At 65.4% G+C, this 23,922-nt stretch carries 17 protein-coding genes and 1 riboswitch; of the genes, 5 read left to right on the forward strand and 12 right to left on the reverse strand.

Annotated elements, in window-relative coordinates; all coding sequences use genetic code 11:
* Window positions 1–107 precede the first annotated feature (107 nt).
* Window positions 108–1,859, reverse strand: coding sequence for a gamma-glutamyltransferase (gene ggt, locus ABIB80_RS04730; RefSeq protein WP_035993882.1), 1,752 nt, complete (start codon window positions 1,857–1,859; stop codon window positions 108–110).
* 99 nt (window positions 1,860–1,958) lie between these two features.
* Here ggt and ABIB80_RS04735 point away from each other — a divergent pair, with 99 nt between their 5' ends.
* Window positions 1,959–3,344, forward strand: coding sequence for an MFS transporter (locus ABIB80_RS04735; protein ID WP_007598669.1), 1,386 nt, complete (start codon window positions 1,959–1,961; stop codon window positions 3,342–3,344).
* A 100-nt stretch (window positions 3,345–3,444) separates the two neighbouring features.
* On the opposite strand, the gene purH is transcribed toward ABIB80_RS04735, so the two are convergent.
* The 3 genes from purH to ABIB80_RS04750 all read right to left on the reverse strand — a co-directional run bounded on the left by purH (window position 3,445) and on the right by ABIB80_RS04750 (window position 8,424).
* Window positions 3,445–5,037: a bifunctional phosphoribosylaminoimidazolecarboxamide formyltransferase/IMP cyclohydrolase gene (purH, locus tag ABIB80_RS04740; protein WP_007598670.1), complete on the reverse strand. Its 1,593-nt coding sequence runs from the start codon at window positions 5,035–5,037 to the stop codon at window positions 3,445–3,447.
* Window positions 5,038–5,062: 25 nt separating this feature from the next.
* A riboswitch (ZMP/ZTP riboswitch) is annotated at window positions 5,063–5,144 on the reverse strand.
* Window positions 5,145–5,203: 59 nt separating this feature from the next.
* Complete coding sequence (locus tag ABIB80_RS04745) at window positions 5,204–6,922, reverse strand: heparinase II/III family protein (protein WP_007598671.1); 1,719 nt, start codon at window positions 6,920–6,922, stop codon at window positions 5,204–5,206.
* Between the two features lie 155 nt (window positions 6,923–7,077).
* Window positions 7,078–8,424 carry an RsmB/NOP family class I SAM-dependent RNA methyltransferase gene (locus ABIB80_RS04750; protein WP_007598672.1) on the reverse strand — a complete coding sequence of 449 codons (1,347 nt, stop codon included), beginning with the start codon at window positions 8,422–8,424 and terminating at the stop codon, window positions 7,078–7,080.
* Between the two features lie 187 nt (window positions 8,425–8,611).
* Here ABIB80_RS04750 and ABIB80_RS04755 point away from each other — a divergent pair, with 187 nt between their 5' ends.
* Entirely contained in the window at window positions 8,612–8,821 is a 210-nt protein-coding gene (locus tag ABIB80_RS04755) for a DUF1674 domain-containing protein (RefSeq protein ID WP_088941367.1), read from the forward strand.
* A 49-nt stretch (window positions 8,822–8,870) separates the two neighbouring features.
* Here ABIB80_RS04755 and cysC read toward each other — a convergent pair whose 3' ends face one another.
* From cysC to ABIB80_RS04775, 4 genes are all read right to left on the reverse strand, one after another.
* Complete coding sequence (gene cysC / locus ABIB80_RS04760) at window positions 8,871–10,769, reverse strand: adenylyl-sulfate kinase (protein ID WP_354127093.1); 1,899 nt, start codon at window positions 10,767–10,769, stop codon at window positions 8,871–8,873.
* Window positions 10,769–11,740 carry a sulfate adenylyltransferase subunit CysD gene (cysD, locus tag ABIB80_RS04765; protein WP_354127094.1) on the reverse strand — a complete coding sequence of 324 codons (972 nt, stop codon included), beginning with the start codon at window positions 11,738–11,740 and terminating at the stop codon, window positions 10,769–10,771. Before cysD ends, cysC begins: the two co-directional genes overlap by 1 nt.
* Window positions 11,737–14,208 carry an FAD/NAD(P)-binding protein gene (locus tag ABIB80_RS04770; protein WP_354127095.1) on the reverse strand — a complete coding sequence of 824 codons (2,472 nt, stop codon included), beginning with the start codon at window positions 14,206–14,208 and terminating at the stop codon, window positions 11,737–11,739. Before ABIB80_RS04770 ends, cysD begins: the two co-directional genes overlap by 4 nt.
* Before the next feature lie 140 nt (window positions 14,209–14,348).
* The gene (locus ABIB80_RS04775) at window positions 14,349–16,379 is read right to left on the reverse strand and encodes a methyl-accepting chemotaxis protein (RefSeq protein WP_007598674.1); all 2,031 of its coding nucleotides are present in this window, start codon (window positions 16,377–16,379) and stop codon (window positions 14,349–14,351) included.
* 252 nt (window positions 16,380–16,631) lie between these two features.
* Here ABIB80_RS04775 and ABIB80_RS04780 point away from each other — a divergent pair, with 252 nt between their 5' ends.
* A complete protein-coding gene (locus ABIB80_RS04780; RefSeq protein ID WP_007598675.1) occupies window positions 16,632–17,225 on the forward strand; it encodes a thermonuclease family protein in 594 nt (197 codons plus the stop codon).
* 55 nt (window positions 17,226–17,280) lie between these two features.
* On the opposite strand, the gene ABIB80_RS04785 is transcribed toward ABIB80_RS04780, so the two are convergent.
* Window positions 17,281–17,796 carry a L,D-transpeptidase gene (locus ABIB80_RS04785; protein ID WP_354127096.1) on the reverse strand — a complete coding sequence of 172 codons (516 nt, stop codon included), beginning with the start codon at window positions 17,794–17,796 and terminating at the stop codon, window positions 17,281–17,283.
* 451 nt (window positions 17,797–18,247) lie between these two features.
* On the reverse strand, window positions 18,248–20,194 hold the full coding sequence (acs, locus tag ABIB80_RS04790; protein ID WP_007598679.1) for an acetate--CoA ligase: 1,947 nt from the start codon (window positions 20,192–20,194) through the stop codon (window positions 18,248–18,250).
* Between the two features lie 400 nt (window positions 20,195–20,594).
* Between acs and ABIB80_RS04795 the strand changes: the two genes are divergently transcribed.
* Complete coding sequence (locus ABIB80_RS04795) at window positions 20,595–21,764, forward strand: DNA topoisomerase IB (protein ID WP_219681865.1); 1,170 nt, start codon at window positions 20,595–20,597, stop codon at window positions 21,762–21,764.
* An 11-nt stretch (window positions 21,765–21,775) separates the two neighbouring features.
* On the opposite strand, the gene ABIB80_RS04800 is transcribed toward ABIB80_RS04795, so the two are convergent.
* Complete coding sequence (locus tag ABIB80_RS04800) at window positions 21,776–22,231, reverse strand: SRPBCC family protein (protein WP_007598683.1); 456 nt, start codon at window positions 22,229–22,231, stop codon at window positions 21,776–21,778.
* Window positions 22,232–22,332: 101 nt separating this feature from the next.
* On the opposite strand from ABIB80_RS04800, the gene ABIB80_RS04805 reads away from it, so the two are divergent.
* Complete coding sequence (locus tag ABIB80_RS04805) at window positions 22,333–23,427, forward strand: adenylate/guanylate cyclase domain-containing protein (RefSeq protein ID WP_007598685.1); 1,095 nt, start codon at window positions 22,333–22,335, stop codon at window positions 23,425–23,427.
* Window positions 23,428–23,508: 81 nt separating this feature from the next.
* Here ABIB80_RS04805 and ABIB80_RS04810 read toward each other — a convergent pair whose 3' ends face one another.
* Window positions 23,509–23,922, reverse strand: a complete 414-nt coding sequence (locus ABIB80_RS04810; protein WP_007598686.1) for an EVE domain-containing protein — start codon at window positions 23,920–23,922, stop codon at window positions 23,509–23,511.

The raw sequence follows: 23,922 nt of genomic DNA on the forward strand, positions 1-23,922 counted from the left end.
GTTTCCCGACAGTGTTTTCTTTTGCGGCCTCTTTGGCCTCGCGGTGGTAGCACGCGCGGCGGCCTGCGCAAGCCGGCCGCCGGCCTTCGCGCCATGCAACGACAGGGTTACTGCCCCGCTGCTTCCGCACCCCGGCTACGCGGATCGGGCGCGCCGAGCGGACCGTTGGCGGTCACCGCAATCGAATTCGCCGATGTCTGCCCCATCGGCGTGACGATGAGATGATCCATCGCCTTCAGCTCGAGCAGCACATTGTCGGAAAAGCCGCTCTCGATCCGGACCTCGTCGGGCAGCCATTGGTGGTGCAGCCGCGGTGCGACCACGGCGGCCGCCACGTCCATCTTGTAATCGAGCACGTTGACGATCACCTGGAGCACGGTCGAGATGATGCGGCTGCCGCCGGGCGAGCCCGTCACCAGAACCGGCTTGCCGTCCTTCAGGACGATGGTCGGCGACATCGAGGACAGCGGCCGCTTGCCCGGCCCGGGCAAATTGGCCTCGTAGCCGACAAGGCCGTAGGCATTGGAAGCGCCAACCGCCGCTGTGAAATCGTCAAGCTCGTTGTTGAGCAGCACGCCGGTGCCGTCGGCGACGAGGCCGACGCCGTAACTGAAGTTCAGCGTATAAGTGTTGCTGACTGCGTTGCCGCTGCCGTCGACGACGGAAAAATGCGTGGTGTTGCTGCCCTCGTGCGGTGAGGTCGCGGTGGAAACGAGCTGTTTCGACGGCGTGGCGCGATCGGCGGAGATGGTTGCCCGCAGTTTAGCGGCGTAATCTTTGGCGGTGAGCGTCCCGATCGGTGCGTTGACGAAGGCGGGATCGCCGAGATAGCGCGCCCGGTCCGCATAACCGCGCTTCATGGCCTCGATCAGCAGATGCAGCGAAGCCGGCGATCCCTGTTTAAGATCGGCGAGCTGAAAACCTTCGAGGATATTAAGCGTCTCCACCAGCACCACGCCGCCCGACGACGGCAAGGGCATCGACACGATGTCATAGCCGCGATAGGTGCCGCGCACCGGGGCGCGGATCACCGCCTGATAGGATTTCAAATCGGCCGGCGTCATGATGCCGCCCGCGTCGGCCACGGCCTTGGCGAGTTTCTCCGCGACCGGCCCCTCATAGAAACCGCGCGGGCCCTGTGCGGCGACAGCCGACAGCGTTTCGGCGAGGTCGCTCTGCACCAGCCGGTCGCCTTCACTGAGTGGCGTGCCATCGGGCCGCGAGAAGATCCTGGCCGAGGAGGGCCAGCGCACCAGCCGCTTGTGCCAGCCCGGCAGCGTGTCGGCGATGTCGTCGCCGACGAGGAAGCCATCGCGGGCGAGCGCCATTGCGGGCTCGAGCAGTTGCGCCAGCGTGAACCGGCCCGAGCCATATTTTTCCAGCGCCAGCGCAAGACCCGCAACAGTGCCGGGCACGCCGACGCCGAGCGCGGAATCCCGCGACTTCGCCGCATCGGGCTTGCCGTCGGCACCGAGGAAGATCTGGGGCGTGGTCGCAGCCGGCGCGGTCTCGCGATAATCGATCGTGATGTCTTCGTTGCGCTCAGTGGAATGAATCACCATGAAGCCGCCGCCGCCGATATTGCCGGCGCGTGGATAGGTCACGGCCATCGCAAAGCCGGTCGCGACCGCGGCGTCGACGGCATTGCCGCCGCGCCGCAGGATGTCGGCGCCGACCAGCGCAGAGATTTTCTCCTGCGCCACCACCATGCCGTGCTCAGCGGGAACGGCATGCACCGTGTCGAGCGCGGGCGGTACATAGGCCCGCCGCGCATCCTGCGCGGTCGCGGCCGGAAGTCCGAACGCCAGAGTGGCAAGGAAGGCGAAAAATGTCCGCCGTGTCGAAAAAGACGACATCATCAAACTTCCGCAAAGGCCATGGGCAGTTCACATGCAGCGCTGCAATGCTATACGGTTTGCCCAGACAGAGGCAAAACTGTTCGTGATGAGGATTATGGAGTGACGACGATCGCCCCGGATGCGCGCATCGCGGGCGCGCAGCGGACCTATCCGCCGCGTAGCGCCGTCGTCAGCTGGATCTTCTTCGACTGGGCCGCGCAGCCTTATTTCACGCTGATCACGACCTTCGTGTTCGCGCCCTATTTCGCCACCGGCATTGCGCCGAATCCCGCCACCGGGCAATCGCTGTGGGGCTTTGCGATGGCTGCCGCGGGCCTCGCGATCGCGTTGATGTCGCCGGTGTTGGGGGCTATCGCCGATGCTTCAGGCCGCAGGAAGCCATGGATCGCGGGATTTGGCGCAGTGCTGGTGCTGGCATCCTGCACGCTGTGGATCGGGAAGCCCGGCGATCCCTCGATCGTTCCGCCGCTGCTCACCGCGGTCGCGCTCGCCAGCGTCGGCGCGGAATTCGCCACCCTCTTCAACAATGCGATGATGCCGACGCTGGTGCCGCCGGAGCGCATCGGCCGGCTTTCCGGCACCGGCTGGGCGACGGGCTATGTCGGCGGCATCGTCAGCCTGATCATCGTGCTCGGCCTGCTCGCCGCGAATCCCGAGACCGGTCGCACGCTGCTCGGGCTCACGCCTCTGTTCGGGCTCGATCCCGTCAGCCATCAAGGCGACCGCGCCGCCGGACCGTTGACCGGGCTTTGGTTCATCATTTTCGTGACGCCGATGTTCCTGTTCACGCCGGACTATCCGGCGAAGCGCCCGGTGCGCGAGGCGCTGCACGAAGGCTTGTCGGAGCTGAAGCAATCGATCAAAGGTCTGCCGCAGCAGAAATCGCTTGCGGCGTTTCTACTCGCCAACATGATCTACACCGACGGTCTGGTGTCGCTGTTTGCCTTCGGCGGCATCTATGCTGCCGGCACGTTCGGCTGGCACACGATCCAGATCGGCACCTTCGGCATCATGCTCGCGATCGCCGGCGCGTTTGGCGCGTGGTTCGGCGGCAAGCTGGACGATCGCTTCGGGCCGAAGCGCGTGATCGCCGGCAGCATGCTGGTCCTGCTGCTGGCGCTGGCGGCGATCCTGCTGGTCGACAAGGATTCGATCTTCTTCATCAAGGTCGCGCCGCCCACGCCCGGCGGTGCATTGTTCGCCGCTGCGTCAGAGCGCGCTTATCTGGTGCTGGGCTGCCTGATCGGTGCAGCCGGCGGTCCGCTGCAAGCCGCCTCACGCACGCTCCTGATCCGTCTCGCACCGAAGGACCGCATCGCGCAGTATTTCGGTCTGTTCGCGCTGACTGGGAAAGTGACGTCCTTCATCGGCCCGCTGCTGATCGGCGTGATCACCGCGGTGACGGCGAGCCAAAAGGCCGGCATGGCCGTGCTGGTGGTGTTCTTCGTTGCGGGGCTGGCGCTGTTGATGCGGGTGCGGGAGTAGCTTCGTAGCCCGGATGGAGCGAAGCGCAATCCGGGAAGGTCTCTCCGTGAGGCGAGAACCCGGATTTCGCTTTCGCTCCATCCGGGCTACCGCCATTCAATCAATGCCTGAAGTGGCGCGTGCCCGTGAACACCATGGCGATGCCATGCTCGTCGGCAGCCTTGATGACCTCGTCGTCGCGCATGGAGCCGCCGGGCTGCACCACGGCGGTGGCGCCGGCTTCGATGCAGGCCAGCATGCCGTCGGCGAACGGGAAGAACGCATCCGACGCCACCACCGAGCCCTTGGTGAGCGGCTCGGCGAGCTTCAGCTCGGCGGCCGCATCCTGGGCCTTGCGTGCCGCGATCCGCGCTGAATCGACCCGGCTCATCTGGCCGGCACCGATGCCGACGGTGGCGAGATCCTTGGCGTAGATGATGGTGTTGGACTTGACGTGCTTCGCCACCCGAAACGCAAACTTCAGGTCGCGCATCTCGGCATCAGTGGGCGCGCGCTTCGTGACAACCTTGAAGGTCATGTCGTCGACCACGGCGTTGTCGCGACTCTGCACGAGGAGACCGCCCGCCACCGTCTTGGCGGTGAGGCCGGACGCGCGCGGATCGGGCAGGCTGCCGGCGAGCAGAAGCCGAAGGTTCTTGCGCGCGCCGATGATGGCGATCGCTTCCTCGCTTGCGTCGGGCGCGATGATCACCTCGGTGAAGATTTTCGTGATCTCGCGCGCGGTGTCGGCATCGAGTGCGCGGTTCATCGCGATGATGCCGCCGAAGGCCGAGGTGGAATCGCAGGCCAGCGCCTTGCGGTAGGCGCTGACGAGGTCGGAGCCCTCCGCGACGCCGCAGGGATTGGCATGCTTGACGATGACGCAGGCCGCGGTGCGCTTGGCGTCGAACTCGCCGATGCATTCATAGGCCGCATCGGTGTCGTTGATGTTGTTGTACGAGAGCTCCTTGCCCTGGAGCTGCCGCGCGGTCGAGACGCCCGGCCGCTTGTCGGGGGTCGCATAGAACGCCGCGGTCTGGTGCGGATTCTCGCCATAACGCAGCGACTGGATCAGCCGGCCGCCGAAGGCACGGAAATCGGGCGCGTCGATCTCGAGCTGGCGGTTGAACCAGTTCGAGATCGCGGCGTCATATGCAGCAGTGCGCGCGTACGCCTTGGCAGCAAGGCGCCGGCGCAACTTCAGCGTGGTTGCGCCTTTGTTGGCGGCGAGCTCGTCGAGAACGGCCTGGTAGTCCTGCGCCTCGACCACGACGGCGACGTCGTCATGGTTCTTCGCGGCGGCGCGGATCATCGCGGGGCCGCCGATATCGATGTTCTCGATGCAATCCTCGAAGCCCGCGCCTTTGTCGACGGTCGCCTCGAACGGATAGAGATTGACGACGAGGAGATCGATCGGCGCGATGCCATGCGCCGTCATCGCATCCGCATGGTCCTTGTTGTCGCGGATCGCGAGCAGGCCGCCATGCACCTTCGGATGCAGCGTCTTGACGCGGCCATCCATCATCTCGGGGAAGCCGGTCAGCTCGGAGACGTCCTTCACCTCAAGGCCGGCCGCGGCGATCGCCTTTGCGGTGCCGCCGGTCGAGATCAGTTCGACATCGTGCGCGGCAAGCGCCTTTGCGAAGTCGATCAGGCCGGTCTTGTCGGAAACGGAGAGAAGGGCGCGGGTGACGCGGCGGGGATGGTCAGTCATGAGCAAGATCCTCTGTCTGAAGGAGTGTCTATGCCCAGGCGCGCGGCTTCTCAGTCCCGCGCTTCCCGATGGTGCTCCATCCAAGGTCGCCAGTCGCGCGAGCGAGGGCTCGATAGCAGTTTTCGATCGCTTTCACAACGTTCAGATCGGGCCGAATCACATGCGTCTACAGCGGAAGTTCCGGCTCCCGCCGCGCATTTCTGCGGGCATTCGTGACTGCCGGCGAGGCGCTGGAGCGGACAAAACTCCAGCGGATCGAGGGCGCCTGCCGCGCATCCTGGCGGATCACGATCTGCGCGGTGCGGCGCGGGCCGTCATTGCCGGCCAGGGATACGCTGTCCTCCAGCTCCACCTTGTCGTCGAGCGCCTCGAAGGTCCAGACGTCGCGGTTCGGTAGCACCAGCATGACGCCGCGGGCATCGGACAGCCGGCTCGCCTTCACCGCCGGGTGCAGATGGAATCGCAGCGCGAAATCGGCATCCGGACCCTTGAATCGTCCGCCTTGCGGCGGCGACAGCGTGTCCTCGCCGTCGATGCGCGCGCCGTCATTGGCGATCATCAGCACGCGGCGGTGGATCGCGCCGAATTTTGTCAGGTAACCGTCATGCGACGTCGTCAGCAGCGTGCCGTTCTGCACGATTTCGCGATAGCTCTCGACCTCGACGGGGCCGCTGGTGACCGGAGCACCGTGCAAGAGCCGCTTCATCGCCGACATCTCCACGAACTGGCATGACGAGGTGTCGTGGTAGGTCAGCGTCGAATGCGCCGCCGTGCCGCGTGCGAACGGCCGCCAATTGTCGCGGCCCGTGGCCGGCATGCCGCAATTGGTGACGATGCGGCTGATGCCGGAGGACAGTTCGAACGACAGGCAGCCGGCATGGGCGTCGTGGCTGACGCTGGCTGCCGGCGGCGGGCCAGTGTCGATAATCAGCGTGGTCTGGCCGGCATCGAGGCGCTGGAAACCCGTATGCGGCATGTTCGACATCGGCGCGCCGTGGGTGTCGTCATAGGCAAGCAGCGTCGCGAGCAGGTCCGAGGGCGTCGCGCTCATGCCGTTGAACAGCGCGAAATTGCCGTCGCCGTGGCGGAAGAAGCGCAGCATCGGCATCATGCGGTCGATCGCGTTGAGCAGCGCGGGCGGCGGCGCGATATTGCGCGCGGCAAAGGTCTGCCGCAGCGGCAACAGGTCGATCAACAGCTCGATCAGCGCGCCCGGGTTGCGCGAGACATGCCCGCCGTCGGGCAGGATCTGCCGCTGCAATTCATCGGAGAGCTTTTTCGAGGTGCTGCGGATGTGACTTGCCTGGTTGGCGAGGCACAGCGCCGCATAGCACAGCGCGATCAGCACCTGGAGCTTCGGCACTCCGTCGGGGATGTTGACCATGGTGTAGCGCAGCAAGCGGATTTCGCGCGCCAGCGCGCGCAGATAACGGCGGTAGAATTTGTTGTCGGTATCGTTCAGCACCAGCGGTGCCTGCGACAGCAGGGAGATCACGCGCCGCGCCAGCACGTCGGCGCGTCGCGCGACGGGACGGCGCTTGCTGGCAGGGTTGGCGATCCAGTCTTCGATCAGCGAGCGCGCATTCGCGCGCGTCAGCGCGGTGTCGGCGGCGCGCAAATGGCGCAGCCAGCCGAAGCCGAGCAGCGCGACCTCCCAATCCTCCGAGGGCGGCTCGAGATCGAAGATCGATCGACCGTGGCAGTTGACGATCTTGCCGGCGAAGACGAAGCGGCCGGCATAGATCTCGGCGGCGCGGGTCGCATCCGCGGTGCGCAGATCATGCGGCGCGATGATCAGCCGGTCGGCGCGGCCGGGCCAGACCCGCGACAGGGCGACGGAACCGCCGCTCGCGCGCGCGAGCATGTTCCGCGCGAAGCGGTTCATCACCAGCGTCGAGATACGTCTGCGTTGAGCGACCGACACGCCTTGCCTTGATGGGGAGAGGATTCCGACGAATCCTTATTAATCCCAAAATCGGACGGCCGACACCACCTTGAACGACGCGAATCAGCGCCGTGGTTGCAAAATCCAGTGCAAAATCAGGATTTAACGAGCCGGGCCGCGAAAAATCCGTCGAGCCCGCCGAGCTTGGGATCGGCGTTCGGCAGATGGCTGGGCAGAGTGCGCAAATCGCCCTCGGCGGTGACGATCTCGCTGAGCCCCGACACCTCGGACGCATCGATCGGGACCCGGCGAAGCCCAGGCTCTGCGGCCAGCAGCGCGGCGACCGCATGCTCGCCCTCTTCGGGTTCCAGCGAGCAGGTACAGTACACCAGCGTCCCGCCGGGCTTGAGCAGCGGGACCGAGTTTTGCAGCAGCCTCCGCTGGAGCACGGTCATTGCTGCGATGTCGGATTCCTGACGGAGCCAGGAGACATCAGGGTGGCGGCGGATCGTCCCGGTCGAGGTGCAGGGCGCATCGATCAGGATGCCGTCGAAGCCATCGGCCGGACCCACCCATTCCGCGGCGTCGGCGACGACAGTCTCGGCCTGGAGCGACAACCGCGTCAGATTCTCACGCAGCCGCGCCACCCGGGCAGGCGAGCGGTCGATGGCCGTGACATGCGCACCGGCCTGCGCCAGCTGCGCGGTCTTGCCGCCGGGAGCGGCGCAGAGATCGGCGATGGATTTGCCCTTGATGTCGCCGAACAGCCGGGCCGGCAGCGCAGCGGCGGCGTCCTGCACCCACCATTGTCCTTCGGCGAAGCCGGGAAGCATGGTCACCGCGCCGTGCAGCACCGTACGCACCGATCCCGTTGGCAGCACTTCGCCATGTAAGCGGCTCGCCCATTGCGCGGCGTCCGACTTCACGGTCAGATCCAGCGAAGGATCGTGGCTGAGCGCGAGCGCCATGTCCCTTGCGACCGTCTCGCCGTAATGCGCGCTCCAGCGCGCGACCATCCAGGGCGGCAGGTCCAGCGACTGCGCCGCAACCTCGTCCACCAGCGCCTTGCCCTCGCGGGCGCAGCGGCGCAGCACGGCGTTGACGAGGCCGGCATAGCGCGCGGCGCGCCGGTCGGATTGCACGAGGCGAACGGAGAGATCGACGGCCGCGTGATCGGGCACATCCATCCAAAGGATCTGGGCAGCGCCGATCAACAGCGCGCTCTGCGCGCGCGGCGCGTCGGAGGGAATGCCCTTGTCGAGCAAGCGGGACAGCACATGGCCGAGCGTGCCGAGCCGGCGCAGCACGGTGGCGACCAGGCGGCGCATCAGCGCGCGGTCGCGATCGGGGAGCGTCTTCAGTCCGGGATGGGCGCCGCTGCCGTCGAGCTGCTCGTCAAGCGTGCGGTGCTTTTGCAGCACGCCGTCGACGATGTCGGCGGCAATCCGCCGCGCCGCGAGACCGGGCACTTCGGATGGAGGAGCGAAACGTTGAGAAGGCATGCGGAAACAAGGTTCTGAGCGAGCGGCAGTTCGCCGTAATGGGCGCATGCCTTGAGAAGGCGATCTCTGGCACGCGAATATGCCAAATGTAAGAATCGCTTCCGGGTTTTTCAGCCCTTTCGGAGCCATTTCAGGAATGCGGTATTGGGCGTCGCGTCGCGGGCCGTCCCGCGCTAGAAAGCCGACGATGAGTGACCAGCCTCCCGTTTCCGACCGCAAGCAGCTCACACCGGCCGCCCAGCGTGCGCTGGCCGAGGCCGAAGCGCGCCGGCAGGCTGCGGCAGTCCGAGCCAAAAACGACGGCCAGGCGACGCCAAAGGAGTTGCAGGGGCCAAAAGGACCCGAACCGACCCGCTATGGCGATTGGGAGCGCAAGGGCATCGCTTCCGACTTCTGAGCTCTGTGCCGGCCGCCCGGATGATGCCGGGCAAGACCGGTCCCGGCCGCTACAGATAATCATGCTCCCGGAGATAGCGGATGATGCGTTCGCAGGCCGCCTCGGTTGACAGTTCCGAGGTGTCGATGGTGATCTCCGGCGCCTGCGGTGCCTCGTAGGGATCATCGATGCCGGTGAAACCCTTCAGCTCCCCTGCCCGTGCCTTGCGATAGAGTCCCTTCGGATCGCGGCGCTCGCATTCGGCGAGCGGGGTCGCGACATGGATCTCGATGAACTCGCCTGCCTCGACCCGCTGGCGGGCCAGCTCGCGCTCGCTGCGGAAGGGTGAGATCAGCGCGACCAGCGCGACCATGCCGGCATCGACGAACAGCGCTGCGATCTCCGCGACGCGCCGGACGTTCTCCATCCTCTCCGCACTGGAGAAGCCGAGGTCGCGATTGATGCCGTGGCGCAGATTGTCGCCGTCGAGCAGCGCGGCGTGGCGTCCGAGTTCGGCAAGCCTGCGGTCGACGAGATCGGCGATCGTCGATTTGCCGGCACCGCTGAGGCCGGTGAACCAGAGCACGCAGGGCCGCTGCTGCTTCAGCCGTGACCGCACGGATTTATCCACCGCAAGGTGCTGCCAATGAATATTGGTGGCCGCCCGCAGCGACAGGTCGATCATCCCCGCGGCAGCCGTGCGGTGACTGATCGGATCGACGAGAATGAAGCTGCCCATGTCGCGGTCGTCGCGATAGGCCTCGAACACCAGCGGACGGTCGAGGCTGAAATGGACGTAGCCGATCTGGTTGGCATCGAGCGTGGCGGCGCTCTCCAGCGCCATGGTGTCGATGGCGACACGGTGCTTGAGCGTCGTGATCACCGCGCCGGTCGAGGCCGTGCCGCATTTGAGCAAATAGCGCCGGCCCGCGACCATGGCCTCGTCGTCGAACCACACGAGATGGGCGGCCAGTTGATCCGAGATCAGGGGCGTGGGTCCTGCCGTCAGCACGTCGCCGCGGCTGACGTCGATCTCGTCCGCCAAAGTCAGCGTCACCGAATCGCCCGCCACAGCCCGGTCGCGCTCGCCGCCGGGTGTGAGAATGCGCGCGACTTTCGTGCGACGGCCCGAGGGCTGCACGGCGATGCTCTCGTCGGTCGCGATCGTACCGCTGGCGATTCGCCCGCAGAAGCCGCGAAACTCCGCATGAGGCCGGTTGACCCATTGCACCGGCAGCCGGAACGGCCGCTGCGAGACGTCGCCGGCAACGTCCACCGATTCCAGATAGGCCGTGACGGTCGGCCCGGCGTACCAGGGCATCCGCGCGCTCGCGGCGACGATGTTGTCGCCGTCGGGCGCAACGACCGGGATGCACTGGACCTGGGAGATCCCGAGTTGACCGGCCATGGTCAGATATTCGGCGGTGATGGCCGCGAAGCAGTCCCCGTCGAAGCCGATCAGATCCATCTTGTTCACGGCGAGCACGACGTGGCGGATGCCGAGCAGCGACAGGATGTGGCTGTGGCGCCGTGTCTGCGTGATCACGCCCTTGCGGGCGTCGACCAGCACCACGGCGAGATCGGCGTTGGAGGCGCCGGTCGCCATGTTGCGCGTATACTGCGCATGCCCGGGCGTGTCGGCGACGATGAAGCGCCGCAGTTTGGTGGCGAAGAACCGGTAGGCGACGTCGATCGTGATGCCCTGCTCGCGCTCGGCCTGCAAACCGTCGACCAGCAGAGCGAAATCGAGATCGCCGCCGGTGGTGCCGGACGTTTTGCTTTCCGAGGCGAGCGCGTCGAGCTGGTCGTCGAGGAGCGTCTTCGAATCGTAGAGCAGGCGGCCGACCAGCGTGCTCTTGCCGTCGTCGACGCTGCCGCAGGTGACGAAACGCAGCGTCGGACGATCGTCGTCCTGTTCGAGCCGCGGCACGTCGGTTGCGGCGATCGTGGGGGCCTCGTGATAGGACATCAGAAGTAGCCCTCCGCTTTCTTGCGCTCCATCGATGCGGGACTGTCCCGGTCGATCATGCGTCCCTGCCGTTCCGAGGTGCGTGATGCCATCATCTCCCGTACGATCTCGGGCAGAGTTGCCGCCGTCGAGATCGTCGCGCCGCTGAGGGGATAGCAGCCAAGGGTGCGAAACCTGACGGAGCGCCACCGCGGCTCTTCGCCTGCAAGCAGCGGCATCCGTTGATCGTCCACCATGATCAGCGCGCCGTCGCGCTCGACCACCGGGCGCCGAGCTGCCAGATAGAGGGGAACGATCGGGATGTCCTCGAGCAGGATGTAATCCCAGACGTCGAGCTCGGTCCAGTTCGACAGCGGAAACACCCGCATGCTCTCGCCGGGCGCGAGCATCGTGTTGTACAGGCTCCACAGCTCCGGCCGCTGGTTCTTCGGATCCCAGCGATGCGCCGCGCTCCGGTGCGAGAACACGCGCTCCTTGGCGCGCGACTTCTCCTCGTCGCGTCGCGCGCCTCCGATCGCGGCGTCGAAGCCGTGGAGGTCGAGCGCCTGCCGCAATGCCTGCGTCTTCATGACGTCGGTGTAACGGGCCGAGCCGTGGGTGAAGGGATCGATGCCCTGGTTCAATCCGTCGTCATTGGTATGGACGATCAGATCGAGGCCGAGTTCGCGTGCGCGCTGGTCGCGAAACGCGATCATCTCGCGGAACTTCCAGGTCGTGTCGACGTGCAGCAGCGGAAAGGGCGGCTTGCCGGGATGAAATGCCTTCATCGCCAGATGCAGCAGCACGGAGGAGTCCTTGCCGATGGAATACAGCATCACAGGCTTGCGGAATTCGGCCACGGTCTCCCGCAGAATGTGGATGCTTTCCGCCTCCAGGCGCTGGAGATGACTGGTAACGCTGTGGCGCGCCGCGGGTTGATCGGAGGCGCCGCGCACTGGCGCCTCTATCGCGGAATCGATCTGAGCGGTCATGCGGCCGTGCCCAGGCGGTCGCCGAACAGGCGCATCGCAGTGTCGGCGTCCAGTGAGAGGTCATCGACGCAGGCCGCGACCGAGGCGCGGTAGATGCCGTTGATGTCGTAGCGTTCGATGACCGCCAGCTGGGCATCGCTCAGCGACGCCGTCTTGCGGCCGCGATAGCGGTAGGCGGTGTCCGATCCATGAAGGCCGACGACGGTGTAGACCTTGGGCTCGCTGAGGAAGGTGACGCCCGAACCCTTCGATTCGATCTGCCCGCGCTCCCGCCAATCGGTGACGGCGCTCTCGGTGAAGCGGGCGCCGAGGCCGAGCCGGTCGAACAGCTTTCGCACCGAGCCGGTCGCGTCCTTGCTGGCTTCATAGACGTAGCGGGTGACGGCCACACCCTGCCGCCTTGCGTAGCTTTCGACGCGAAGGGCGTTCAGCGTGGAGATGACGTAGTTCTGGATCAGCCGGTCCTCCGGAACGCGGTCCGACCATTTCTCCAGCCACGATGCGAGTGAGCTGGCGGGATCGCGGTCGAGCATGATCATGTGGAGCTTGTCTGCCGGCCAGCCGGCCTCGATCAATGGCAGCAGCGGCAGGAACAGGCTTTCGGCCAATACATAGGGGCCCGCCATTTCCTTGCTGAAGACGTGCGGCTGCTCCGCCGCGACCGGCACGGCCCAGGGCTCCCCCGCGTTTCCGACGAGACGATGGCGCAGGATTGCCTTCACCGGCTGGAAATAGGAGGGCATCCCGGCGACGCCGAAGAGGTTGGTGAGCGCTGTCGAACCTACGCGGCAGCGGCCCCACGCGCAGTAGAGCGTCGGGAAGTCCTCCGGAGCCCAGTGCCGGAACGCCTCGCCAAGGCAGTCCCTCACCTCCCACATCAATTCGTCCAGCGCGGCGGGCCGCGTCTGATACTTGCCGTCCGGCGCGAGCACCATGGTATCGAGCGAAGGATCGTCGCGGCGGACCAGATCGGCAAGGCGGTCGGTTTCTTCGACTGACGTCGTGATGGTGCTCATCTTCGGACCTTTCGGGTTGAGGATCGAATCGACCACGATCTGTGCGCGGCGCATGTTGACGTCGACAGCTGCGGCGTAGAAGTGTGTACCCTTGGTGGGGCCACCGACCGCATAGATGTTCGGATGAGGTGTGCCGTGGCGGTCGTGGACACGACTGTCGTCGTAGCCGCAGCGAATCCCGCCGAGCGCGTCGAAGGCGATGAGCCCCTGTCGCTGCATGTCCTGATAGAGCGGGCTGGCATCCGGCCGGTAGGACGGTCCTGTCGCGTCGATGACGCAATCGACGTCGTGATGATCGCCCTCGCCCAGGATCGCGCGAAATCGGCCGTCAATGGCGGTCACCCTGCGTAGCCGGGCGCGCGCCGAGAGCCTGCCCGACCGCATCAGGTCGCGGATACGGATCGCGTTCTCCAGCGGCATCGCCGAACGGTTGCGAAGCCAGCCGGAATTATAGAGGTCCATGAAACGCATCTTCTCGGCATCGCTCATCCGGCTCCAGGCGTCGCACATCACGTCGATGACGCTGACGAGATAGGAGTGGACGTTGAGATCGCCGGTTTCAGCTCGCAAGATGTTGCGCTCGAGATCGCTCAGTGCGTCGCCATCGACGTTCCGGCATGACAGATCGCAGCGAATCCCGGTGGTCTCCAGCAGCAGTTCGGACAGACGGGCGGCAAAGCCGTCGGCCTCGATCCGCTCACGGCTGGTCACATAGCGATGCAGCGCGTCGCGGAAGTCGTTCGTGGTTGCGGGAACAGTCGCCGGCTGCACCGTGGGAAACAGGCCGCTTCTGGAGAGGCAAGTCATCCTGACGGCTTGGTGGGTCTTGGCCAGCGCCGTTGCAGTGTCGACCGCGCTGAGCCCGCTTCCGAGGATACCGATCTCGAAGCCGTCGCGATCCGCGAAGGTGAATTGCGCATAGGGATCGCGGAGATAGTTCGGGATTCCTGTGAGACCGTAGTGATCGTCGGGCGCGTTGTGACCGGTGCAGAGGACCAGCAAAGACGAGATATGCGTGATGTTGCGGTCGGTCGTCAGCAAGACATCGCGATCCGGCGAGAGCCGCATGCGGACGATTTCGGCATCTTCGACATGGACGGACAGACCGGCGCTGCGGCATTGAGCGATCGCGGCCAGTCGCACTGCGTCGAGATAGTCCCTGTAGACCATCCGCGGCAGATGCTTGTTGCCGTGGCAGCTGAGACCGCGGACCCGAAGCCAGCGCAGAAACTCCTCCGGATCGCCCGGACGGATCGACATCGTCGACGCCTTCATGTTGAGCAGGTGGCGATCGCTCTGCGTGCGATAGGCCGTCCCACCATCGAAGCCGGATTTATCGAAGAGCTGAATTCCGCTGATCGCGTGGTGGTCTCGTCCCGATGTGGCGAGCTCCGCCAGATGACGCAGGATCGTGATGCCGGTTGCGCCGCCGCCGACAATGCTGATGATCATCGCTCAATCCCCCATTTGCCATGTTTGACCCAGGCGCGAGCGGGGGCTCGGCGTGGGGGCCTCCCAAAGCCGTTGATTGATGGACGGGTCGGAAAGTGGCGTGCGGCCGGCCTCAGGTCGGCCGCATGATTTGCGGCGCCTCAGGCGGCCCGCACCGTGTCAAGGAACTTTGCGACCTCGTCCTTGAGGCGACCGCTCTCGGTCGAGAGCGAGCGCGCGGATGCGAGCACCTGCGTCGACGCCGAACCGGTGGCGCTGGCGCCGTGACTGACCTGGGCGATCTTGTCAGCGACCTCGACCGTTCCCTTGGCGGCTTCGCTGACGTTGCGTGCGATCTCGGCGGTTGCAGCCCCCTGCTCCTCGATGGTGGCAGCAATGGTGGTCGAGATGTCCGAAATCTTGGAGATGGTCGTACCGATCTCCTTGATGGCGCCGACGGAATCTTGCGTCGCGGTCTGCATGCCGGCAATCTGTGCGCCGATCTCGTCGGTGGCACGCGCGGTCTGGGCCGCGAGTGCCTTGACCTCGCTGGCCACCACGGCAAACCCACGGCCGGACTCGCCGGCGCGTGCGGCCTCGATGGTCGCATTGAGCGCCAGAAGGTTGGTCTGCTCCGCAATCGCAGTGATCAATTTGACGACGTCGCCGATCCGGCCTGCGGCCTTGAGCAATTCATTGATCCGGGCGTCGGTGCGCTCGGCCTGCTGCACCGCCTCGCCGGCGATGCGGCTGGAATCATGGACCTGACGGCCAATCTCGACGACCGATGCGCTCATTTCCTCGGCAGCGGATGCTACGGCTCCGACGTTGGCGGATGCTTCCTCTGAAGCGGCGGCCACCATTCCGGAAAGCTGCTCGGTCTCTTCGGCCGTTCCCGACAGCGTGCCGGCGGCGGATTCGAGTTGTTGCGAAGCGGTTGAAACCGAGTTCACGATGCCGCCGACCGCGGCTTCGAATGCGTCGGCGAGCTTGATCATCTCGTTCTTGCGTCGGGCGGTCGCTGCGGCCTCCTGATCCTTCTGCTCGGCCTCCATCTGCTCGATGCGGATCAGATTGTCCTTGAACGTGCTTGCCGCACGGGCATTGTCGCCGACTTCGTCGCCGCGGGAGGTGTAGGGAATCTCGACGGCCTTGTTGCCTCCGGCGAGCTGCAGCAGCACGTCGCCGATGCGGCGGATGGGCCGGGCGATGCTCAGCACCGAAAATAGCGCCGAGCCGGCCAGGACCAGGATCACGAGGACGCCGACGATCAGGCTGACTTGGGTGGCCTGCTCCAGCGCGGTGACGAGCTGGGTCTGCCGCAGAGCCATAAACTCATTGTTGGCGGCGACCAGCTTGTCGACACGCGTCGTGATTTCCCTGGCGGCCGGAAGCACCCGCTCGTCGAAAATGCGCCTCTTCGCTTCCTCCGCCTTCATGACTGTGCCGGTTGCCGCCTTGTAGCGCCCCGCGAGCCCGGCGAGCGCGTCGATTCCATCAGCGATATCCTTGTCGCCGGCGGACTGACGAACCTGCTTGAGAACGCGGATCATGGCGTCGGCCCGTCCGGCGATATGGTCCTTCTGCGCGACGTCGCCGGTCGCCGTGAAATGCCAATCGGCCGCGCTGACCGCCTTGAACAAGGCGTCGGCTTCGCGCAACGCGACCTCGACGTTGAGGTGGTTCTGCGATGCGACGAGTGCGGACGACGCCAGCAGTTTCTCGATAGCCTTGTTCCAGGCCTCTTCGATCTGGTTTGCTGCGGCGAATTCGGTGACGGCGGTGCGACGTGCCTCGCCAAGATCGTTGCCGGCCTTCAGAGAGGCCTCGAGCAGGATCTTGACCTCGCGGCAGAGCTCTTTGGCTTCGGCGCGCCTGGACCGCTCTAATGCGGCGTCCATTTCGGTTGTGGCAGCGGCGATGGAGCCGCGCAACGTTTCGAGATGTTTGCCGAGACCCTCGGCTGAGGATGCGGATCCGATTTCCGCTATGGCGAGGCGTGCCCGGGTCACTGCGAGCTCGGCCCCTTGGGCATTGGCCTTGTTGGCGGTGTTGATGACCACCAGCCGGCTCAGATCCGCGATCTGCTCGTTGCGGACGAGCTGGTTGGCAAGCATGCCACCGACGAGAAGGACCCCCGCGCTCGCGGTCAATCCGAGCTTTGTACCGATGCGAAACTTGAACGATGCCATGCTTACCGCTCCCCCACACGCATACCGAGTACTCGGCCTTAATACTAAACAACGGCTGAAGATCAAACTCCGTACAACTACAGGACGTATCGATTGGAGAGTGCTCGGAACAGCGTGGCGCGCATAGGTGCGATTCTACGGAGCAACGTTCCGGACTTCCGCGACCACGATCAGGCGACGGACCACCAAGTCGGCATCCGATGGTGTCTTGAAGGTGCCTTGCCGGCTTCCCCGACTCAGCCCTAGCCTGCAATGATGCGTTTCCAGGATCGTCCCAATGCCTATCGGCCGCAGTTCGGCGGCTCGCCTTTCGGTCGCCGTTTCTCGGGGCTGTTGCCGTGGATGTTCGTGGTCGGCGTCGTGGTGGCGATCGTGCTCACCTTCCGGCATGGGCCGAACTGGCCCGTTCCGCATGGCGCCGACGGCCGGTCGCAGGAAGCCGAGATCATCCTCGAGCAATCTGGCAATGCCGATGCTCGCCAGCCCGTCGACGTCATCCGCACCATCGACGGCGACACCTTTCTCGCGCGCGTGCATCAGCAGGGTGGCCGCGACCTCGTCGCGCGCGTTCGCCTGCGCGGCATCGATGCACCCGAGATGAAAGCCTCCTGCCAGGAGGAACTGGACAAGGCCGAAGCCGCGGCCCGCGCATTGCGCGATCTGCTCGGGCAAGGTGGCGTGACGATTACCAATCTCGGACCTGACAAATACGGACGCGTTCTCGCTGACGTCGCGACGAAACGTACGGCCAATGTCTCGGCGGCGTTGCTCGCCGGCGGCTACGCGCGGAGCTACAATGGCGGCCATCGCGACGGCTGGTGCGCGCGGAGTTGGCGCTTCTGGTGACAAAAAAGCCGCGTCGAAAGACGCGGCTCTTGCCGTCTCACCCCGATGCCGGCGATCAGCGCGTCACGACCACCGTGGTGCCGACCGAGACGCGGCTGTAGAGATCGGTGATGTCGTCGTTGAGCATGCGGATGCAGCCATAGGAGACGAAGCCGCCGATCGAGCCCGGCACGTTGGTACCGTGAATGGCATATTCACCACCGGACAGCGTCATCGCCGCGACGCCCATCGGATTGCGCGGTGAGCCGCCCGGGATAACGTCCGGGATGGTCGGCTTGTCGCGCTTCACTTCGGCAGGCGGCGACCAGGCCGGATTGCGGTACTTGCCGTCGATGCGGGTGGTGCCGGCCCACTGCTTGCCGGACTTGCCGACGCCGACCGGGTAGCGCACGGCGTGGCCGTTATCGAGGACGAGATAGAGCCGACGCTCGTTGGTTTTGACCACGATGGTGCCCGGCGAATAGTCGGCCAGGTGCGTCCCCACCATTTCCGGCCGCGCCTGCGCCGCCGTCGACATCAAGACCCCAGCCCCGACGGTGGCGGCCAGCGCCACAGCAATCCTCATCGACATCGATTTTCCCCCTGCCCCGAACGGACCGTCCAAAATTACGCAAAACCGGCAATCGCTGGCTCGCCAAGTCCTTGTTGCAAGTCCTTGTCAGGGGACATTCTTAACCGCGCTTGTTAACCGGATGGTTTCCACGCACGGCCGCCAAGGGCCAGCCAGCAGGGGGAACAAAGGAAATGTTCGAAACAAAGTAAATGACCTGAAAACAACACTCGGCGGGAAAGATGCCCGGCCGCCGGGGCGCGGCCTGACAAGTGCGTGAGGAGGTGAACGACCGTTGTTCGGGGGAGCGCTAACGCGGGGATGGGTCTCGTGTCCCGGACGCGGCGAAGCGCGAAGCGGTGCGACGGAAGGCCGGGACCCAGAAAGCCTCAGAGTCTGCTGTTGCATGGGCCCCGGCTCTGCAGCGCACCGCTAACGAGCGCTGCGCTGCGTCCGGGGCACGAGACCGCCTTTACGCCGACTTCTTGTTCTGCCGGTTCTTGACGAGGTCGTCGACCACGCCGGGATCGGCCAGGGTCGAGGTGTCGCCCAGGCTGCCCGGCTCGTCCTCGGCGATCTTGCGCAGGATGCGGCGCATGATCTTGCCGGAGCGCGTTTTTGGCAGACCCGGTGCAAACTGAATCTGGTCGGGCGAAGCGATCGGGCCGATCTCCTTGCGCACCCAGGTGACGAGCTCCTTGCGCAGATCCTCGGTCGGCTCGATGCCGGCCATCAGGGTCACATAGGCGTAGATGCCCTGGCCCTTGATGTCATGCGGGAAGCCGACCACGGCGGCCTCCGACACCTTCTCATGCGCGACCAGTGCGCTTTCGACTTCGGCGGTACCCATGCGGTGGCCGGAGACGTTGATGACGTCGTCGACGCGGCCGGTGATCCAGTAATAACCGTCGGCATCGCGTCGGCAGCCGTCGCCGGTGAAATACTTGCCCTTGTAGGTCGAGAAATAAGTCTGCTCGAAGCGGGCGTGGTCGCCATAGACCGTGCGCATCTGGCCCGGCCATGACCGCGTCAGGCACAGATTGCCTGATGTCTCGCCGTCCAGCACGTTGCCGTCGGCATCGACGATCTCGGGCATCACGCCGAAGAATGGCTGCGTCGCCGAGCCCGGCTTGAGCTTCGTGGCGCCGGGCAGCGGCGTGATCAAAATGCCGCCGGTCTCGGTCTGCCACCAGGTATCGACGATCGGGCAGCGGTTGTCGCCGACGACGCGGTGATACCACTCCCAGGCTTCCGGATTGATCGGCTCGCCGACCGAGCCGAGCAGGCGCAGGCTGGCGCGCGAGGTCTTCTTCACGGGCGCGTCGCCGCTCTGCATCAGCGCGCGGATCGCGGTTGGCGCGGTGTAGAAGATGTTGACCTTGTGCTTGTCGATGACGTTCCAGAATCGCGAATTATCCGGGTAATTCGGCACGCCTTCGAACATCAGCGTGGTCGCCCCGTTGGCGAGCGGTCCGTACAGAATGTAGCTGTGGCCGGTGACCCAGCCGACGTCCGCGGTGCACCAGTAGATATCGCCGTCGTGATAGTCGAAGACGTATTGATGCGTCATCGCGGCGAACACGAGATAGCCCGCGGAGGTGTGCAGCACGCCCTTGGGCTGGCCTGTCGAGCCCGAGGTGTAGAGGATGAACAGCGGATCCTCGGCGTGCATGTGCTCGACCGGGCATTCCGTCGTCACCATCTTGGCGGCGTCGTGGTACCAGAGGTCGCGCGAGGGATTCATTTCGACCGCGCCGCCGGTGCGCTTGACCACGACCACCCAGTCGACGCCGTCTGCCTTGGCGAGCGCCGCGTCGACGTTGGCCTTCAGCGGCACCTTCTTGCCGCCGCGCAGGCCCTCATCCGCGGTGATGATCACCTTGGACTGGCAGTCGTTGATGCGCTGGGCGAGGCTGTCGGGCGAGAAGCCGGCGAACACCACGGAGTGAATCGCGCCGATCCGCGCGCAGGCCAGCATCGCGTAGGCCGCCTCCGGAATCATCGGCAGGTAGATGGTGACACGGTCGCCCTTCTTGACGTTCCGGGTGCGCAGGATGTTGGCCATCCGGCAGACCTCGTCGTGCAGCTCCTTGTAAGTGATGTGCCGGGATTGTGAGGGATCGTCGCCTTCCCAGATGATCGCGGTCTGGTTGGCGCGGCTGTGGAGATGCCGGTCGATGCAATTATGGGCGACGTTGAGAACGCCGTCCTCGAACCATTTGATGGAGATGTTGCCGGGCGCGAAGGAGACGTTCTCGATCTTGGTCGGAGCGTGCATCCAGTCGATGCGCTTGGCCTGCTCCGCCCAGAAACCGTTCGGGTCCGAGATCGAGCGGGCGTACATGTCCTTGTATTTGGCCTGGTCGACCCAGGCGCGCTTCGCCCATTCCGCGGGGACGTCGTAGATCTTCTCGGACATGTTTCCCTCCAGATACGGCAAGCCGAGCACAGACCACTGGCGAGCCGACTTGATCGTTGAACCGATTATGCGTCGGGCTAACCGGACCCGACAAGGTGCACAAGCTGGACCTTCGGCGAGCAGCCTGCCATGCGGAGGATCAAGCCGCTTCTTGCGACTGTCGCAGTTTTGAAACAGGGCAACGGGCGGCTTTCGGGTCTTTATCCAGATCGTCGGAATGGGCCCGCGCAGAGCGCCATGCACCCAGCAGAGGTATTTAGAAACCGTCTCTCACTGATTCGGGACTCGCAATGCGGTTCGGAACACCCTAAATGGCCAACCCGGGTCCAACGAGACCCCTTGGAACGAAAATCAGAACAGCGGCATTGACCGATAACAGACAGGGCTAAGGCATAAGACTATGATGGATCAGCAGAATCTCGGGACGATACGGCCCGCTTCAGCCGATCCTGCAGCCATTGCGCTGGCCAAAGCCCTCGGACAATGGCCGAAACCGGCCGGTTCCGGCCGTCCCAGCCCAAAAAAAGTGTTCGACGCGGCGCCTGCGGCGACGGTCGAGGCCCTCGCCAAGGAACTGGGCCTGCGGCTCGGCGACCAGAACGAGCTGACCATCCGCCGCATCAGGCGCGGCAAGGGCTATTCCTTCGTGCGGCACAACGGCGTCCACATCCGCGATCCCCGCACCATTCGGCGGCTGCATTCCATGGCGGTGCCGCCGGCCTATCGCGAGGTGCGCTACTCGGCCGATCCAAGCACGCATCTCCAGGCGGTGGGACGCGATGCCGCGGGCCGGCTGCAATATCGCTATCACGCCGATTGGGAGAAGGTCCGCGAGCAACGCAAGGCGCATCGCCTTGAAAAACTCGTCGGCGCGCTGCCCAAGATCCGGCGCAAGGTCTCGGCGTTCCTGTCGGGCGACGAGCCGACCCGCGAGTTCGCGCTCTCGGCCGTCATCGAACTGATCGCGCGCACCGCGATCCGCCCCGGCAACGAATCCTATGCCCGTCTCAACGGCACCCGCGGAGCCACCACGCTGCTGAAGTCCAACGTCTCGCTGGAAGACGACAGCTTCGTGCTGACCTTCAAGGCGAAGGGCGGCAAGGCCGTGCGCAAGGAGTGCGACGCCGCCAAGCTCGTGCGCGCCATCGGCATTTTGCAGGGCGTTCCCGGCAAGCGCATGTTCCAGTATCGCGATCCCTACGGCATCGTGCGTGCGGTCAGCACCACACAGGTGAACGCGTTTCTGCGCGAGATCGCCGGCATCAAGATCTCGCTGAAGGATTTCCGCACGCTGATGGCCTCTGCGGTTGTGGTGGAATCGCTGTCGCGGATCACGCCGGCGACCAGCCAGCGTGGCCGCAAGAAGCAGGTGCTGGAGGCAATCCGCGGCGCCGCCGATCAGCTCTCCAACACGCCGGCGATCTGCCGCAAGAGCTATGTTCACGACACCATCGTCACCGCGTTCGAAGACGGCATCCTCGAACGCTTCGCCGCGACCATGAAGGGCCAGCGCTCGCAGGCCAGGCGCGAGCAGCTTTTACAGCAGGTGGTGGCGACCGCGGCGGTCTGACCTCGGCGTCGTTACGCCTTGTTGGAAACGCCGTTGTCGGGACCGGGATCGCCGCCCGCGGCTGCCGCCGTGAGCCGTCCCAGATAATGCGCCCATCCCGTCGCGTGGGCGGCAGCCTGTTCCTCGGTCGGCAGCCCGCTATGGGTCATGCACAGCAATGTGCCGCCGTCGCGTTCGATCAGGTCGATCTCGATCAGGCTCGAGCCGGGCGGCACTTCCTGGCCGCCCTCCCATCCGAACGTGTAGGCAAGACGATGCACCGGCACGACTTCGCGGAACGCGCCGCGGGCGACGCCACCGCGAGGGCCGATGCCTTTGAGCAGATATAGCCCGCCGGGATGCGGCTCCGTGGTCGCGTCGGAACCCATCCAGCTCAAAATCTTCTCGGGGTCGGTCAGGTAAGCGAAAACGGTGGCACGTGGGGCGGCAATCTGGGTCTCGCGTCGCACTATGAACGGTTCGGTCATCCGCGATCATCCCTGGGCTGACACTGGGACATGGCGGCGCGCGAGCGGCCCGTCAAGGATTGCCCGTGACAAAGACGGCCTGGCATCGTCATGATCGGGCCATGCACCTCTCTCCGACGCTCGCCTGGCTTGTCGACGCCGCCGCCGATAGCGCCGGGGCCGACCGCCTGCTCGCGGACCTCGGCGCACATCTGGTCGCCGACGGCGTGCCGCTTGCGGCAGGCAGCCTGACGCTCGAGGTGCCGCATCCGCTGATCGCGAAGCGGACCTGGTTGTGGCGCGCGGAGAACGGCCGGGTGATCGAAGCGCTCGGCTTCGCACCAGGCGGCCTCGCGCCCGACCCGCCCAACGATGCCGGCCGCCGCTGGCTGCGCGACATCGCGGACGGTGAGGTGCACGAACATTTGGTCGGACGGCCTGACGGGCCGTTGCTCGGCTGGATCGGGCCGCGTCCGTTCACCGCAGACGAGACCGAGCAATTGCGCCAGGCCGCGCGTTTCGCCGCGACGCCCCTTGCGGTGCTTGCCGCGCGTGCCACGTTGCGCGCGACGTTGGATGCTTATCTCGGCAAGCGCAGCGCGGAGCGGGTGCTGGCGGCACCCCTGCGGCGCGATCTCGGCGAGACTATACAGGCCGCGCTGCTCTATGCCGATCTGCGCAACTTCACGCTCCTGTCGGAAACCAATCCGCCTCCCGACGTCATCGCGGCGCTCGATGCATGGTTCGATCGCATCGCCGGCGCGGTTCACGCCTTCGGCGGCGAGGTGCTGAAATTCATCGGCGACGGCGTGCTCGCGATCTTTCCGGTGGTCGGGGCGTCACCGCGCCAAGCGTGCGATGCAGCTCTGCGTGCCGCGAGCGCAGCCGAAGCCGGGATGGCGTATCTCAACGCGGAGCGCCGTGCCCAAGGTGTGCCGCCACTCGCGTTCGGGGCGGCGCTGCATCTCGGCGAAATGCTGTGGGGTAATATCGGCGCCGCCAACCGGCTCGATTTCACGGCGATCGGCCCCGCCGTCAATCTCGCCAGCCGGCTCGAAGGATTGTGCAAGCCGCTCGGCAGAACCGTGCTGGCGTCGGGCGCGCTCGCCGCCGAGACGGACATGCCTCTGATCGCGCTCGGATCACATTCGCTGCGCGGCATTGCCGCGCCATGCGAGGTGTTTGCGCTGCCGGAGACGCGAACTCCGATATCGTAGCCCGCATGAGCGTAGCGACATGCGGGATCGCAGCAGTAGTCCCGGATATCGCTTCGCTCATCCGGGCTACAGTGCCTAAGCCTACATCCCACCCATCTTGCAGACGAGCTTCCATTCCTCGGCCGTCACCGGCTGCACCGAGAGGCGCGAATATTTCACCAGCGCCATGTCGGCGAGCTTCTTCTCGGCCTTGATCGCCGCCATCGTCACCGGAATCTTCAACGGCTTGTCGGCCTTGATGTCGACGCAGACGAATTTCTCGGTCTTGTCGGTCGGATCGGGGTAGGCTTCCTTGACGATCTCCGCGATGCCGACGATCTCCTTGCCCTCGTTGGAATGATAGAAGAACGCCTTGTCGCCCTTTTTCATTGCGACGAGGTTCTGGCGCGCGGTGTAATTGCGCACGCCGGTCCAGGCCTCGCCCTTGGCGCCCTTCGCCACCTGCTGGTCCCAGGACCACACCGATGGTTCGGATTTCACCAGCCAGTACGCCAT

The sequence above is a fragment of the Bradyrhizobium sp. i1.15.2 genome, assembly GCF_040548425.1.
GTDB lineage: Bacteria > Pseudomonadota > Alphaproteobacteria > Rhizobiales > Xanthobacteraceae > Bradyrhizobium > Bradyrhizobium canariense.